We start from the raw sequence: 15,389 nt of genomic DNA on the forward strand, positions 1-15,389 counted from the left end.
CTTTAGATGGGGTCTGGGCGACAACACCGCCCATAAATTAAGCTTAATCACTTGATTGAATTTGTCAATCAAGTGATTAATAAATTTACTCAACATACTGTAATAACGGGTAAAAAGTGCCGAAGACTAGATCTAGACGCGCCTCCAAGGTGCGATCAGCCGCTGACTCTAAACAGGTTCTTATTGATGCGGCGATTAAGTTATTTGCCGAGCGCGGCTTTGACGGGACTACCACCCGTGACATTGCTGACGCCAGTGGGCTCAATATCAGTCTGATCTCGTATTACTTCGGCGGTAAAGACGGACTCCTACAGGCCGCTCTCGAGTATATCGAGAGCTATCTCAATAAACCTGAGTTACTCCAAATCACTCCAGATCGGACGCGTTACTTTGAGGGGTGGCGTCATTTTATCGCCGATTTTATGCGCTCCCATGTCGCTAATCCAAACATGCACCGCTTGGTGCAGCGCGAGCAGGAGCGCGATAGCCTCATCTTTAAGACCATGGTGCAGCAACGCTACGCACCCTGGTATAAGCGCATCATGACCTATATCGAGCATGGGCAATCATCAGGCTGGTTAAAACCTCACCTCAATCCAAGTACCGTCGCCCTAGCAATCCACGGAGCTATGGTGCAGCAAGTGCGGCTTGATGTCTTTCTCCATCAACTCCGGGGGCAAACACTCAAGGATTCGGCGCACCTTGAGGCGGTAATCGAGGATCTCTGCGCGATTTTACTCGCGGGAGTTGAGGGGAGCGGATGATGGCAAGTGAGGTGCGTCTGTCCTCCGCTGACATGACAGCGCCGCAATGGAGATGTCAGCCTCGTATTTAGTTGTGCCATCCTCTGTAGTTAAACACTATCGCTCTCACTGACACCTGCATGTCTTTGGTATTTTGCAATGTAATCCTTCATCTTCGGCTCCTGAGGGCGAAGGAGCTACCTAATGGATTTACTAGATCCCAAAAACGATGCGGTATTTAAATACATGCTGGCGGGTGATGATACTGAAGATCTGCGGATCAGTTTACTGACGGCGATCTTGAGACCAGAGTCACCGATCGTAACAGCGACGGTAAAAAACCCGCATCTGCCAAAAAAGCATATCCGCGATAAAGATACGGTGCTCGATATCCTGATGGAGCTCAGTGACGGTAGACTTGTCGACTTAGAGATGCAGATGGCATGGCGGTCATATATCCCGGAGCGCGCGTATTACTACGGCAGTCGTGTGATCAACGCGCAGCTGAGTCGTGGTCAGCGCTACCAAAGCCTGAAGCCGGTCTCGACTATATTCTTGCTCAATGCCATCGGATTCCCTGAGGCGCCAGCGGACCACGGCCACTATGTGTTTAGCATGAAAGAGCAGTCTAACCTGGCTCAGCTGCCACCGCTATTTACCATGCACTTTGTCGAGATTCCCAAAATCATCCGCAACTTGCCAGCCGCCCTTCACTCGCAAGAAGACTTGGCTTTGGCACTTTGGTGCAAATTTTTGTATAGTCCTCATCAATTAGGACTCGCAGGACTCGACGAGGTGATAGCCACCATGCCAGCACTGAAGAAAGCCAAAAAAAAGCTAGAGGAAATCTCCGCCGACGAGGAGAAGCGGGAGATAGCCCGCATGCGCGAGCGCGGTCGTCGTGACTACGAGAGTGATCTCGAGTACGCACTGACACGCGGTAGGGCTGAGGGTATAGCAGAGGGTGAAGCAAGGGGCAGAGCAGAGGGTGAACGAGCAGCAAAGATCACACTGCTTCATGGGCTACTCGGCAATGTTGCTACATCGGGATTATCAAGTAAGGAGCTTGCGACTCTTTGCGGACTGAGTGTGGACGAGGTTGAGAACCTGCGCGCTGACTCAACTGCTGCGTCTAGTATATTTAAACCTTAAACACCCCGCGAGAACTCTCCAATTTTTTTGATGAAAATAAATAGGGAGCTGTTTGTTCCTGCTAAAAATCCCGCATAATTGCCAAGATCTTCGACAGAGATCAGGTGCCCACAGGTTCCGAAACTGCACACGTAACCATCCCTTGAGACTCATCATTAAGCGGCGTTAAGTTGCGCAATGCATGGCATAAAATATCCGCTATCCGCTAGGCAGGCGTGTCATGCCCATGTCAACTAAGACTCTCATCAATATTGGCACTATTTTCGCATTACATGTTATAGTGATGGCAAGGGCGCCAGGCTGCGCTCAGGCATTAGTCACTGTCGTATAACTGTACAAAAGCCACTAAAAGATAGTGTGCGCTGGTGCTTGCGACAAAAAATCCTCCGAAAAACCAGTAAACTGAAAAATGCTTAGGCATCTTTCGGTGGCACTGTATTTGCCATTTTCTGGGGTCGAAGAACCGCCTCGCAGGCAATCGTAATGTGCCTAAAATCTCGCATGTTGCGTGGGTTGAAAGGCTGTCAGAAAAATCCGGGCATGAGAGTTGGCGCGGAAATCGCACAGCGGAATCCATGCAGCGCAAATCCTTTTTTTAACGGAGACAGCATGCGAACCATTTCTATGGGTAGAACTCGTTTGAACGAGTCTCGAGTCAGGAACCTCTTAGGTCATGTGAGCTTATCTAGGTCCAAAAAATCGGCGCACGGTCGGAGAGGATTACTGGTTTCGTCGATATTAGCAACTGTGTTTATCACATCGATTATACCAGGATGTTCCGTAAACAAGGCCGAATTCGGATCAGAAGTAAAAGCATCTGAAGAGTCAATGGCGGTTTTTGGAGGATACGAAAGCGTAAAAGGTTCGGCTGAATTTAAGCAGGCTCTTGAGAATGTCATAAAGGCAAAAATTCAAGATAGAGACTCTGACGCAATGAGTATAAAGATCAATGATACCGTGTTTCCCGACTACGTCAGAACCTTGAAGAGTCAGACACGTATCCTGGGGCGAGATCCTAATAAAGACTTGCCGTCAAATTTTACGAGAAAAAAACTCCACAAATTAATTGAGAACGATCCAGTTAGTGCGATTGACTTTGAGTTAAACAGACAGATCTTGTTAGCACAGCTGGCGGCAGGTCAAGATAAGTCTAGGCTGCAGAAGGCTTTGAGTCAGTTTACGTACAAGCAGCATCTGCAAGCTGCTCGAGCTGGAGAACTGATAGTGGCGATGGGCGCCTTAGCGGCTGGCTCAGATAAGAAACGCGCTGAGCTCGGTCTTCTCGACTGGTCTAAAGCTATCGCAGCAGGATCGGAGTTCGCTACTGCACTACTTAAATTTTTTCCTACCGACAAGGATAGAGCAGAAGTCGATGAAAAAAAGGTAAAAACTGCGATAGCTGCGCTTGATGCCAGTATGAGAAATCTGTATCAACAAGCAGTTAATAATTGCATAATTGATTCAGGCGGTATCATGAACCCAGTCCAAAACTATAATGTTTGCAGCGGGAAGGCTGGGGCGAATTCATTGCCGCCGACTTTGCAGAGCACACGAGGCATGGCGACCCTGGATGACGTGGTCGGCCGTGAGTGCACTCATGGTATCGCGCGTGACTACGTTTCGTTTCCAGATGAAAAGCCTTGGCAAACTGAATGGGGGAGACACGAACCGCGTCATCGTGAAATGTTAGCAGCGAGTGGCATCAATATTCCAGATAATTTAGAGGCGACAAGTAAGGTCCCTCAATATGGTAATAGTACTAACGGATGTCAGGATTACACTTACTATTGCACGTGTTCTTTCGGTTGGGATTACAAAACTATCAGGAAGGCCGGAAATTTTCATGATTTTTGGTGGAAATTCGGCGACTCCGATGGTGGAGCGGCAAAAGGTTGTGGATGGCACTTTAGTAATTCGAATAAGGCGCCGGAAGCCACATCCAGTGGCGAAAAGCCGTGTGAGAGTCAGGCTGTTACTTTTCTGGCCAACCAAATAAAGGCAGGTAAATGAACGAATTCGGAAGAATTTGGAAAAAAATGATCTCAAAAGTAACTCTTGAATTGCCTATCATTTAAAACAAAAATTACTTTACCCCACGTCGATGATCCAAAAATCGAGTGGGGTATCATAATGTAGTTTATTTTACCACCAGTGATTTTCAAACCCATTAACCGTAAATCGCTCATCAACGGCCAAAGTTTGTCCTGTGATATAGGATGCGGCGGGTAGACAAAGAAACGCAACTACGCTGGCGACTTCTTCCGGTGTCCCGACTCTCCGTAGCGGAGTGCGCGTAATGTTCTTCTGATGGTCGATCTCGCTGGAAAGGACCGTCTCAGTCAGGGGCGTTTCGATAAACCATGGTGCGACGCAATTGACTCTGATGCTGTCGCGTGCCCAATCGGTAGATATGTTCTTGGTCATTTGAATCATCGCGGCTTTAGTCATGTCATAAGGTTTGCCAGTCTGGAGGGCGGAGAGTCCAGCAACAGACGAAATATGGACCATTGAGCTTTGCTTACTTTGTTTAAGGTAGAGCTGAGCTAGCCGACTAAGTTCAAAGGTACTCGTGAGATTGGTGGCGAAGATCTTCTCGATAAACGGCTCCGATAAAATGCCTCCGACACATCCAGGATATGAGTATTCAGACTAAAGCCTTGCGCATCAGCCTCATCGCCCAAACTCGCTAACTGATCCTACATCATCCCGGTCATGCCGCCCGGCGGACCGCAGGTGAATGAGTTTTGGTAGCAGCAAGTGTGGTATTGTATTTACAGGTAGTTGAGACAAAAATTTTGGGAGTATTCGACGTACTTTTTGGCGCGGCTAACTTCTCTGGGCGTTTATCAGTGACTTGGCCCAGGGATATGAGCCAAGTTCCCGTTAGTGCCGCTACGGATCCGCTCTTCCCCTAAGGTTTCGGTCTTAGTTACTGAGCAATGGGAGAGCAGCCTTAGTCGCGATCCTCTAATATCATCTTGTCGAATCCTAATGCTAAAGTTGAGCCGTCTTATTCTTTATGGGCTAATGGCTACTAGGCTCACTAAAGCGCGATCTCCTGCAATGCCTGCTGCCATGGCCACACTTCTACATTACCTATCTGGAGCTTTTCAGCCCCCTGATAAGCGATGATGGAACGATGCGGTTTGCCGTAAAATTTGGCAAAACTGGCGAGGCCACTTAGGTCCGAGGGTCCAATATTCCGAGTAGCCTTTATTTCGAGAGCTATGGTGCTGTTCGGATGTTCGATGATTAGGTCAACCTCTGCACCATGCTCGGTCCTATAGCTAGAAAGTCGCATGCCCATAAGATCCTTCGCTGCGATGCTATGAATGCACTGCGTGACAACCAAAGTTTCAAAAAGTTGACCTTTGCGATCATCACTGACCGTGAAATTCCCGAGTAAGCCGTTTAATACTCCCGTATCGAAGAAAAAATACCGGGGGTGTTGCACGAGTCGAGTCCGTGTCGACTTTGCGAAGGCATTGATTCGGTGCACAATCAACGTATCGTCAAGGATGTCAAAATAGCGGCGCGCGGTCTGATGATTGATCTGTGCCTGTGAGGCCAGTTTTTGAATGTCGAGAAATTGGTTGGACGTGACGGCTGCGAACTTTAAAAATCTGGCAAAGCCTTCGATGTTTCTCGTTAAGGCCTCGGCTTGGATCTCTTCTTTTAAATACGTGGCAGCATAGGACAAAAGAGTCTTCATCTTGTCTTTGCTGCTTGGCTCCGTGTAAATTCCCGGTAGCGACCCAAAGGCCATGAGCGCATGCTCGTCAGCGACATAGTCCAGCTCGGCAGAGACTAAAGGACCAAGCGTGAACGTGTGGATTCGCCCCGGCAGCAAATTGGCCTGACCCCGCCTGAGTTTGCGAGCGCTTGATCCAGTTAGGATGAAACGCAGCCCACGTCCTTCGTCCAAAATTTTCTGAATGGTGTTAAGAAGACTAGGTAAGCGTTGGATCTCATCAATAAAGACCTCTTGCTTACCAACCCTAGCACCCAAGACCTTTTCGAGGCGTCTGGGATCAGCGGCAAAGTCCAGGTAAGTGCCTTCGTCGGCCAAATTAATCTGCATCGCAGCAGGGAAGATCGCCTTGAGTAGTGTGGACTTGCCAGTCTGACGCGGCCCGAGAAGGAGCATGCTTTTGGATGTGGTTGTGAGCTCGTTGCTAAGGCATCTAGCGACAAAAGACATCATAATTCTCAATGGTTATTGTGTAAAAATACCTAGTGTTGATAATACGCGGTATTATCAACGCATGTCAAGTCCGCCCCTGACATGAATACGCCGCCATACAGATGTCAGCCTCGTATTTAGTAGCGCCATCCTCTGTAGTTAAACACCATCGCTCTCACTGACATCTGCATGTCTTTGGCATTTTGCAATGTAATCCTTCATCTTCGGCTCCTCAGGACGGAGGAGCTAACGAATGGATTTACTGGATCCCAAAAACGATGCGGTTTTTAAATACATGCTGGCGGGTGATGATACTGAAGATCTGCGTATTAGTTTACTCACTGCGATCTTAAGACCAGAGTCACCGATCGTAACAGCGACGGTAAAAAACCCGCATCTGCCCAAGAAACACATACGGGACAAAGATACCGTGCTCGATATCCTGATGGAGCTCAGCGACGGTAGACTTGTCGACTTAGAGATGCAGATGGCATGGAGGTCATATATCCCGGAGCGAGCCTATTACTACGGCAGTCGCGTGATCAACGCGCAGCTAAGTCGTGGTCAGCGATACCAAAGCCTGAAACCCGTATCTACCATCTTTCTCCTCAATGCCATTGGTTTCCCAGAGGCACCGGCTGATCATGGTCACTACGTTTTCAGCATGAAGGAGCAGTCTAACCTGGCTCAGCTGCCACCCCTATTTACCATGCACTTTGTCGAGATTCCCAAAATCATCCGCAACTTGCCAGCCGTCCTTCACTCGCAGGAAGACTTGGCTTTGGCACTTTGGTGCCAGTTTTTGTATAGTCCTCATCAATTAGGACTTGCGGGACTCGACGAGGTGATAGCCACCATGCCAGCACTGAAGAAAGCCAAAAAGAAGCTAGAAGAAATCTCCGCCGACGAGGAGAAGCGTGAGATAGCCCGCATGCGCGAGCGCGGTCGTCGCGACTACGAGAGTGATCTCGAGTACGCACTGACACGCGGTAGAGCTGAGGGTATAGCAGAAGGTGAAGCAAGAGGCAGAGCAGAGGGTATAGCAGAGGGTATAGCAGAGGGCGAACGAAACGCAAAGATTACACTGCTTCATGGGCTACTCGGCAATGTTGCTACATCGGGATTATCAAGTAAGGAGCTTGCGACTCTTTGCGGACTGAGTGTGGACGAGGTTGATAAGCTGCGCGCTACAGGGCACTAGGCGTAGTTCAGTTTACATAGATGACTGGTGCACATGGCAAGGTTAATTTAGAGCGTCAAGACTTGCGGAAAGTTCGTGCCGTAACTTTACAATGTACAGTAAAACTACTCACGGACCCATCAAGCAAAACCCGCATAATTCCGATCAGCCTGTATGTGCTAGACAATTTTTCTGCCTCCATCACTCCTTATAGGAAGGGTCTAAGCTATGAAAAAGCATTGGATTCTTCCGTCCGTAGCGATTGTCAGTGTTGCCGCCCAGCTGGTAGCGTGTGGCATGCGTGATGCTGAAGACCTAAAGAAAATCGTCCAAAGCTACGGCAACGGCAGTGGCTCCGAGAGTTCGCAAACGACAGCTGTCCAGGGGGCTTCTACAACCGATGGACAAAAGCCCGATCCAGCGTCTCAAACGACCACGGCACAGACTAGTCAACCGCCTGCGGCGAAACCTGTAGACCCTACGACTCAATCGGGCTCAGGCACGCAAGTGGCACAACAAACCACGACAGAGCTCATGAATAGGCAGCACGTTAGTAAATGCCTTAAGTCCTGGAACGGCAAAGCCCCATTTACTGAGCAATCACAGTTCCGCACCCTCGTGCCTGGTGTGATGGTATTTGGGATCGGCACGGCCATCGATGACACACAGAAAACGGTGGCGCCCGAACTCATCCTGATCCCGGCCGGAGTTAACGTGCTCGGAACAGCCAAGTACCGCTTGCTCAATCCCAATGGCTGGTACTGCCTAGCGGCCACCGTCAACGTTTTAGGTAACCTCAGTATCGACGCCGATGCCAAAGCGCAAATCGCCGATAGTTCGATCGACGTGATGGTTGCGGGTAAACAAAACGTTAATGCAACCGGTTATGTGACCGTGAGTGTGGGTGGCAGTATCACACTTAAAATCGTCAATTAGGTGAAGTGAGCCCTAGTCGCCCTTAAACGGTATGTAAATACTACCCAAGGCTCCGTCTAGTTCAGGCTTCTCGGATGGCAGTATAAATGCACACCTTAGGCCGCTCAGTCCACTTGACCAACTTTGTTTGGCGAGTTGGTCGGTGAGCTTGCGGCATCGCTGCTTCATGTCATTAAGAGCGACCTCACCTGGAACTTTGAGGCGTACCATAATTCCCGCGCCATCGGTCACCAGCATCGAGGCGGCATAGACGACCGATTCACCGTTTAGAGTCTTGGCCATGAAGCTTACAAATTCAGGTTGCTTCATGATTTGATCACGGGCTGTGTTGACTTGGGTTGTAAGCTCAAGGCTCAGGTTCTTGCCGACTTCTAGGAGCTTAGCAGCTAGGTCGTACTCAATGTAGGCAGCCTCTTTATGGCCTTTCTCTAGATCCTTATTAGCCTGCTGAATCCACGCCACGGGATCTTTGTCCGCATGCGTCCACTGCTGGGCGTAAAACGATCCTAAATACCATTTGTCGCCGACGGGTACGATGGTGGCGAAGGCTCGCCCGATTTCCCTCTGTCCCATGATCTGGAGCCAGATGCCAAATTGCAGGGAGTAGCCGTAGTGCGGGTATACCGTTGCTTCGTCGCTGTCGCAGAGTTGGCCTTTGGGCGTGCCATCGACGGTATTGATGGCCCATAGACGATAGACTGATACGTCCAAGGGACCGCCGAGAGTGGCGTCAATCTTGGTCAGCATTTCCTTAACCGCGAAGAGGCTCGTGTTGAGGCGGGGGTGAAAGAGTGGCTGCATCACCATGGCGTCCTTGGTGCGAACGCCTTTGATGAGGTCAGCGATAAAGGCATCAAAGCCGGGGGCTAAGCCGGTTTGACCACGGGTGCTAATCCTAACCTGTTTACACGCAGGTTTGTTGATTTGATCCTTGAAGAGTTGCCCCCGCAAGGCCTCGTCGCCGGGCATGGCGTCGGCAGCTAGAAGAGTTGGCGCCATGAATGCTAGATGACACGTGAAGGTGAGGCCCAGCATGGCCGCCAACCGAGCCATCAAAAAGGCGGCAGCCTCACTTCTTAGCGACGCAGCTGCCGCAGCCTTTTTTGTCAAAGCTCTCCAAGTCCCAAGACCCGAATTCCTCATTGATGACCTCAAGCGCGTCGGTAAGAAAATCGTACTCGCAGGTAAACAGCTCTTTCATCAGCTTCTTTTCGAGACAATAGGCATTATAGCTGAAGCTGTCTCTTTCGGGGTCGTAGATTTCACTAATCCCGGCTTGGCGGTCGCGAAAGACGAGGACGGAGTGATCATAATTTTCTTCGGTCAACTTTTGCATAACTACTGTCCTCTAACCTGAGTTGAGTCGCTAGTGCTTAGGACGATCTACCTAGCAGCCAATGAGCAAACTGCTGTAGATCGCCGTTTGGCGTTACAATCCCTACTAGCTCGGCCATCGCAGCCGCGGACACCAATGCCGCAGCGTCGCGCGCTGCATTGGGTGGCATCATAGCCAAGTAGGTGAGCTTGCCCGACTCCTTGTCTTTACCAGCCGACTTGCCAGTGGTCGCGGCTTCGTCTAGGAGATCATCGGTGATTTGGAAGGCTAGGCCTAAACCCTCACCAAAACGACGCAGACGTTCCACCGAAGGCATCGGTGCTTCAACGGCTAGAGCGCCAAGGGCGGCAGCACAGCCTAGGAGTCGTCCCGTCTTGAGTTCGTGGATGCGGTCCAGATCCGCGCGCGATGCGCCCTGACGTGCCGTCCAGTATAGGTCCAAGCTCTGCCCCAGGACCATGCCACGGCCACCTGCCGCATGGGCCAGTTCCTTCACCATGGCAGCAGTGCTCAGTTGTGGATGGGCTGCGATCAACCCAAAGGCGTCGGTGAGCAATGAGTCACCCGCCAGTAGCGCTTGTGCCTCGCCGAAGACTTTGTGCGTTGTCGGTTTGCCGCGACGTAAGTCGTCGTTATCCATGCACGGCAAGTCGTCATGCACCAGACTGTAAGTATGCACGAATTCAACCGCGAGCGCCGCCGGGAGGGCCCGTTCCGGATCGCCACCGAGTGCTTTGGCAGTCATAAGACAGAGTGCGGGACGGACTCGTTTACCTCCAGCTAGCAGCGCATACTTGATCGCTGCGGTCACTGGGTCAGTACCGGCATAATGACGCTCAATGTGTGATGCCAGAGCGTCGTTAAAGAGGGATTGCCAATGTTGCAGCTGCGATTCAAAGGCGCTCATGGTTGTACCTCTCAATTGCTCCACTCGGTAACGGCAGGGTGCCGTTGATCAGTCGACGCATCACTTCAGGATAGAGCTTGCATTCAGCCGCAAACACACGGTCAGCCAAACTGTGCGTATCATCACTAGGCAGCACGGGAACGACGGCTTGAGCAATAATCGCGCCTTCGTCATAGTGATCGTTAACAAAATGCACCGTAGCACCACTCACGTCGCGTCCAGCGGCTAGGACTGCTGCGTGAACACGGTCACCATACATGCCCTTACCACCAAACTCAGGTAGCAGCGCTGGGTGAATGTTGATCAAGCGGTGCTGCCAAGGTTTGAGTACGGGAAAGCGCTTTATAAAGCCTGCCAGCACGATCCAATCGATATTCTGTGATAGCAGCCACTCTTCCAGTGCATGCGCCGTCACATCGGCATCTTTGACAAAGTCACCGACAAATACAGGTATGCCATGCTCTCGCGCGATACTGACGCCGCGACAGTTGGGTGTGGACGCAATCACAGCTGCGACCTGAAATTCCGAAACACTCTGGGACCTGGCGATAAAGTTGGCGAGACTCCTGCCACCACCTGACACGGCAATGGCCAGCTTTGCTGGTAGCATGCTGTCTTTGCTCTGATGAGTCATGGAGCTACCTTAGTGAACTGTACGCGTTCACGGTCTTTCAGTCCGTTCCAGAAGGCTTCAGCCGTGATCACCTTGCCGCCGGCTGGTTTGAGTCGATGTATGAGTAGCTGTCCCTCACCGGTAGCGACGCGTAGGACGCGATCCTTCTTGTCGTAACTGACCGCTCCGGGGGCGGCAGAGGATAGAGCTGATGGAGCGGCCTTGATCTCGACAAGCCCCAGCCTTCTATCAGCCAGATGGGTGAAGCTACCAGGCCAAGGCTCAAAGGCACGAAAGCGCCGATAAATGATAACGGCGGGTTGAGTCCAATCGACCTCCCCGTCGTTTTTATCAATCTTGCGACAGTGCGTGACGGCAGTCTCGTCTTGGGGTGTTCCCGTGAAGCTGGGGTCACGCAGCTTATCGATAGCCCGGAGCACCAAGGGGCCACTGGCCTCAAAATAGCGGGTGGTGAGCGCGCCGGAAGTCTCATCGGGCCCGATGGGCAAGGACTCCTGGACGATGATGGCCCCGGCATCCAGCCTCTGTACGGTGAAGAGCACGCTGACGCCACTGACCTCATCGCCTGCCAGTAGGGAGGCGGGGACCGGTATGGCTCCGCGGTACTTGGGGAGTAGCGAGGGGTGGATGTTGATGGTGCCCCGACGGGGCGTGCTGAGAAAAGCACTGGGCAAAATCTGCCCATACGCTGCCGTGATCGCAAGATCCGGCTTAAGCGCGGCAAAAGCGGCTAAGAAATCAGGATCGCTGGCTTTTTCCGGTTGCAGCGTGGTGATACCCAAGGTCTTGGCATAAGCCGCCACCGGAGGATCCGCCATCTTACCTCCGCGTCCCACGGGCCGAGCCGGTTGACTGACGACCGCAACGACCTCGTCACCGCGGCTTTTAGCGGTGTCGAGGAGAGTTTTGAGCGGAGCGATAACTGGTTCCGGAGAACCGAGGAAGATCAGGCGCATAAAGCCTCATAAACAGTCACAATGCTACCGTCCGACTTATAGTCAACTTGAGCGCGCAAGTCCATCGATAGGCCTCGTTTGCGCCGCATACCTCGTCAATTGCGCGATATCTTGCTAAAATGAGAATGGTAATCCTGCCCCATCCTGCCACTCCGCCCACCAGAGAGTTTCGTCGTGCCTAGTTCGACCTTGGCACAATTAAGACAGCTGCAGCAGTCGCTTTATGACAAGGCCTTCAAAGAGGCACGTGCCATAGTCGGTGACAGCTCGCGACGAATTTTGTCCTACTCGGCGCGATTCGAACGCAGTCTGCCCACACGTTTTGTTCTGACCTCCCAAACAGACGTCTTGGATGCCCTAAAGCGTCATGAGTTTGTGCTTTACGGTGATTTTCACACTCTGCGTCAGTCGCAGCGCGGACTACTCAGACTGGTGCGCTCCTACGTCGATCGGCAGCGCACGGACAAGGTGGTCATCGCGCTGGAAATGTTCAAGCACGTAGATCAGGACTTTATTGATGGTTACCTCGCAGGAGGGCTCACCGAGGAGGCCTTTCTTGACGGCATCAATTATGCCGTGGAGTGGGGTTTTCCCTGGCAGAATTTCAAGATGATCCTCGATTTCGCCAAGGCAAGGAAACTACCAGTCATTGGCATTAACTCTGATAATGCTGGACGCGACCTGCTCTCAGTGCGCGATCGATTCGCCGCTAAATGCCTCATCGACGCAGCGGAAAAATATCCAGGGCACAAGATCGTTTGTTTGATAGGTGAATACCACCTCGCTGATGATCACCTGCCCAAAGCCCTTGCAGCCGAACATCGAAGGCGTGGCCGCAAGGGTAAGGTCATGCGCATATTGAATAATATCGATTCTTATTACTTCAGTCGTCAGAAGCCCAATTCTCATGCTTCCACAGAGTACCTAAGACTACGTAAAGATTTCTTCTGCATCATGAATTCCCCGCCATGGATGAAGTGGCAATCATTTGCCCTGTGGGAAGAGATGCGCCACATGGGGGCCTGGCACACCAGTAATCACGAGGCTGAGTTTGATCAAGATATCGATGTCAATCACGAAGAAACTTATGACGTTGATTTTCAATTTCTCGGCTTTGTCAAAGAGCTAGCTGGATTCCTGCAGGTGAGCATCGATTCTAGCGCGATGGAGAGTTTTCACATCCATTTTTCGCCGCGTGGCGATTTTCTCTCGCACATCATGCGTGATGGTGGATTTGAGCAGCTTGAGGCCAATCGTATCATCGGTAGAGCTGGTGGTGACGGTGTATATTTTCTCGCACGCACTAATACAGTGTTGCTTGCCGATATCTCAATCAATAACCTAGCTGAAGCCGCAGGGCAATATCTGCATAGTTTGCTCAGTGGATTCGATGACTATAGTGACAGCAAGAGCGATGAATTTCTTCGGCGGATTGTAAAAGCAACAATGGGTATGCTTGCATCTAAGATTCTCAATCCACGCCGTAAGTGCATGGAGCTTCACCACTATCGGCAACTCGCAAGGCGACAGCGCGGTATCAAAGGTAGCCAACGCTCCGACATGCGGGCCCGCGCGACGAGCGGCATTTTGCGGTTTGATCGATGGATGGAGATTGCGCTAGCAAAAGATGACAAAGTACAACCACCGATACCACGGTCTCTGCTACAACTCGATGCAGACAGTGACTATCACTTTAGCCGGGCAATAGGTCAGATGTTGGGATTTGCCCTGTATAAAAAAGTTATCGCCAATAAGATCACGACGGTTCAGGTCAAAAGATTTTTTCGACGTAATCACAGTAGCACTCAGTCGCTCTGGAACGATGTCGTTTGGCTTTATAAACTCATGCAGAATTAGTCGCGGCTACGACGCAGGCTGACTGGCGACCGTGTATACTGCGCGCGTTGCATAAATGATCTGGCCGCTTGCGTCGATGAGGCAAGCCGTATAGTGGTAGGCGACAGCGGCAGCAGTAAGGTCATCGTGGATATGGACTGGGCCCGCAATTAGCTGAGAAATCGTGGTGATCGGTGTGTCAAAGGGTGAGTCGCAGCTGAGGCTCGGCAGGCCAGCAGCAGCAGCGCGCCGTCTAATCGCGATATAGGCGCCGTCAAAGGAGCCGCTAGGGGGCGTGATTGTGAGCTCGATACCACCTGCAGGACCAGTAGCTGACTTTGCTTCGATCATTGGTGGAGGTTCGGCGATACAGTAAAGTGACCTTTGGAGGTCACATCCCCCAGGGCCGCCACCACTGAGCCATCCCGCCCCTGTGAGTGTCGAGGAATCGCCCGTCTGCCCAAACGCGGCAGCACTTGACGAGCCCCAATTGTTACAGGTCAGTCCGGCCAAAAACGAGCCATCACTCTGGGTACCTGTCCACACAGGGGACTGTGTTGGGTTACCGGTGGCATCCAAAATGGGTCCGCTACTTTCGCTGAGGCCAATGTTCCAAAATGTAGCCTCGTCGGCAAATAGCGTATGGAAGGCATTGGTGACGCTGTAGTCGGAGGCAGCAATCTGCCCTAGAATGCGTACGCGGGACTTCGCCCCGACGTGTTCATCCGAGAGAACGGCGCGCCAGCGCTGCTCGCGCCGCAAGTGAATACGGGGGCTTCTATTGGCAAATTGCTGGCAGCGGTCATCTGCTGCCCCTGCCCCACCGCCAAGATTGCCAGGCACTGTTGGTGCCGTTGTGAACATAATTTGCGGTTTAGTGGAGGATGCCTGTGGCGCCGCGATTCTCAAGACACTGCTGTCTTGATCGAAAAGGCACGCGCTGTAGCTAAACAACTGACCGGCAGCATCGGTTTGGTCTGTGAAGGTGATGGGATTAATTGATTGATCGCTATAAGCGCCGATGACTACACCTTCGTCGCAGTTGGGCGCGGCGCTGCCGGATTGGCGGTGCATCTCGATTTTGGTCCAGTCTCTTTTGGTACCGAGTTCTAGGGTGATCTGGTTGCTGCCTACTACCGGTCCGGTGGTCGCCTGTAAAGTGGGTGGAACAGACTCTGGTTCATTAGGTCCCGAGGGCTCAGGCCCAGGGGGAGGCGTGCTAGCCGGAGTGGGGTCGGGGTTCGTACTTGGGTCTAATGGCGGTAATGCTACCACATCGGCGACTTTTTGCGGACGATTCCCGCCTTGCGTGCGGACGTCCAGGCTGGCCCGCCCCAGCCTCTGCCATGCGCCGCAGGACTGAAATAGGGCAGTTCCACCTATCGCTAAGACTATCAGACGCCATTGAGCTTTCACGGCTAAATCTCCGACCTATGTCTGAGCTGCTGATCGGAGTAGGGAGCGTTAGTATTTAGTTCATTGATATGGTCATAATGGCAAAAAGTGGGGAGTTGTCCCAGCCTCAT

15 protein-coding genes are annotated in these 15,389 nt (G+C 51.7%); 7 read left to right on the top strand and 8 right to left on the bottom strand.

Annotated elements, in window-relative coordinates:
* Positions 1-116: 116 nt before the first annotated feature.
* The 3 genes from FJ146_01120 to FJ146_01130 all read left to right on the top strand — a co-directional run bounded on the left by FJ146_01120 (position 117) and on the right by FJ146_01130 (position 3,905).
* A complete protein-coding gene (locus FJ146_01120; protein MBM4250555.1) occupies positions 117-764 on the top strand; it encodes a TetR/AcrR family transcriptional regulator in 648 nt (215 codons plus the stop codon).
* Between the two features lie 183 nt (positions 765-947).
* Entirely contained in the window at positions 948-1,895 is a 948-nt protein-coding gene (locus FJ146_01125; protein ID MBM4250556.1) for an Rpn family recombination-promoting nuclease/putative transposase, read from the top strand.
* Between the two features lie 828 nt (positions 1,896-2,723).
* Entirely contained in the window at positions 2,724-3,905 is a 1,182-nt protein-coding gene (locus tag FJ146_01130; protein ID MBM4250557.1) for a hypothetical protein, read from the top strand.
* A 132-nt stretch (positions 3,906-4,037) separates the two neighbouring features.
* On the opposite strand, the gene FJ146_01135 is transcribed toward FJ146_01130, so the two are convergent.
* Entirely contained in the window at positions 4,038-4,511 is a 474-nt protein-coding gene (locus FJ146_01135) for an SDR family oxidoreductase (protein ID MBM4250558.1), read from the bottom strand.
* A gap of 128 nt (positions 4,512-4,639) precedes the next feature.
* On the opposite strand from FJ146_01135, the gene FJ146_01140 reads away from it, so the two are divergent.
* Positions 4,640-4,810 (top strand): hypothetical protein, encoded by a 171-nt coding sequence (locus tag FJ146_01140; GenBank protein MBM4250559.1) that lies wholly within the window; start codon positions 4,640-4,642, stop codon positions 4,808-4,810.
* Positions 4,811-4,938: 128 nt separating this feature from the next.
* On the opposite strand, the gene FJ146_01145 is transcribed toward FJ146_01140, so the two are convergent.
* Positions 4,939-6,099 carry an ATP-binding protein gene (locus tag FJ146_01145; GenBank protein ID MBM4250560.1) on the bottom strand — a complete coding sequence of 387 codons (1,161 nt, stop codon included), beginning with the start codon at positions 6,097-6,099 and terminating at the stop codon, positions 4,939-4,941.
* 232 nt (positions 6,100-6,331) lie between these two features.
* Between FJ146_01145 and FJ146_01150 the strand changes: the two genes are divergently transcribed.
* Positions 6,332-7,279 (top strand): Rpn family recombination-promoting nuclease/putative transposase, encoded by a 948-nt coding sequence (locus FJ146_01150; GenBank protein ID MBM4250561.1) that lies wholly within the window; start codon positions 6,332-6,334, stop codon positions 7,277-7,279.
* A 207-nt stretch (positions 7,280-7,486) separates the two neighbouring features.
* On the top strand, positions 7,487-8,194 hold the full coding sequence (locus FJ146_01155; GenBank protein MBM4250562.1) for a hypothetical protein: 708 nt from the start codon (positions 7,487-7,489) through the stop codon (positions 8,192-8,194).
* Between the two features lie 12 nt (positions 8,195-8,206).
* Here FJ146_01155 and FJ146_01160 read toward each other — a convergent pair whose 3' ends face one another.
* Genes FJ146_01160 through FJ146_01180 form a run of 5 tightly spaced genes read right to left on the bottom strand, consistent with a single transcriptional unit; the run spans position 8,207 to position 12,027 of the window.
* The gene (locus tag FJ146_01160; protein ID MBM4250563.1) at positions 8,207-9,304 is read right to left on the bottom strand and encodes a hypothetical protein; all 1,098 of its coding nucleotides are present in this window, start codon (positions 9,302-9,304) and stop codon (positions 8,207-8,209) included.
* Entirely contained in the window at positions 9,264-9,530 is a 267-nt protein-coding gene (locus tag FJ146_01165; protein ID MBM4250564.1) for a hypothetical protein, read from the bottom strand. Before FJ146_01165 ends, FJ146_01160 begins: the two co-directional genes overlap by 41 nt.
* A gap of 37 nt (positions 9,531-9,567) precedes the next feature.
* Positions 9,568-10,437, bottom strand: coding sequence for a polyprenyl synthetase family protein (locus tag FJ146_01170; protein ID MBM4250565.1), 870 nt, complete (start codon positions 10,435-10,437; stop codon positions 9,568-9,570).
* Entirely contained in the window at positions 10,424-11,071 is a 648-nt protein-coding gene (locus FJ146_01175) for a phosphoribosylglycinamide formyltransferase (GenBank protein ID MBM4250566.1), read from the bottom strand. Before FJ146_01175 ends, FJ146_01170 begins: the two co-directional genes overlap by 14 nt.
* Positions 11,068-12,027 carry a methionyl-tRNA formyltransferase gene (locus FJ146_01180; protein MBM4250567.1) on the bottom strand — a complete coding sequence of 320 codons (960 nt, stop codon included), beginning with the start codon at positions 12,025-12,027 and terminating at the stop codon, positions 11,068-11,070. The genes FJ146_01175 and FJ146_01180 overlap by 4 nt, the downstream gene beginning before the upstream one ends.
* A 141-nt stretch (positions 12,028-12,168) precedes the next feature.
* Here FJ146_01180 and FJ146_01185 point away from each other — a divergent pair, with 141 nt between their 5' ends.
* Entirely contained in the window at positions 12,169-13,884 is a 1,716-nt protein-coding gene (locus FJ146_01185; GenBank protein ID MBM4250568.1) for a ChaN family lipoprotein, read from the top strand.
* Positions 13,885-13,890: 6 nt separating this feature from the next.
* On the opposite strand, the gene FJ146_01190 is transcribed toward FJ146_01185, so the two are convergent.
* On the bottom strand, positions 13,891-15,279 hold the full coding sequence (locus FJ146_01190) for a hypothetical protein (protein MBM4250569.1): 1,389 nt from the start codon (positions 15,277-15,279) through the stop codon (positions 13,891-13,893).
* Between the last annotated feature and the right edge of the window lie 110 nt (positions 15,280-15,389).

Source organism: Deltaproteobacteria bacterium, assembly GCA_016874735.1.
Classification (GTDB): domain Bacteria; phylum Bdellovibrionota_B; class Oligoflexia; order Oligoflexales; family CAIYRB01; genus CAIYRB01.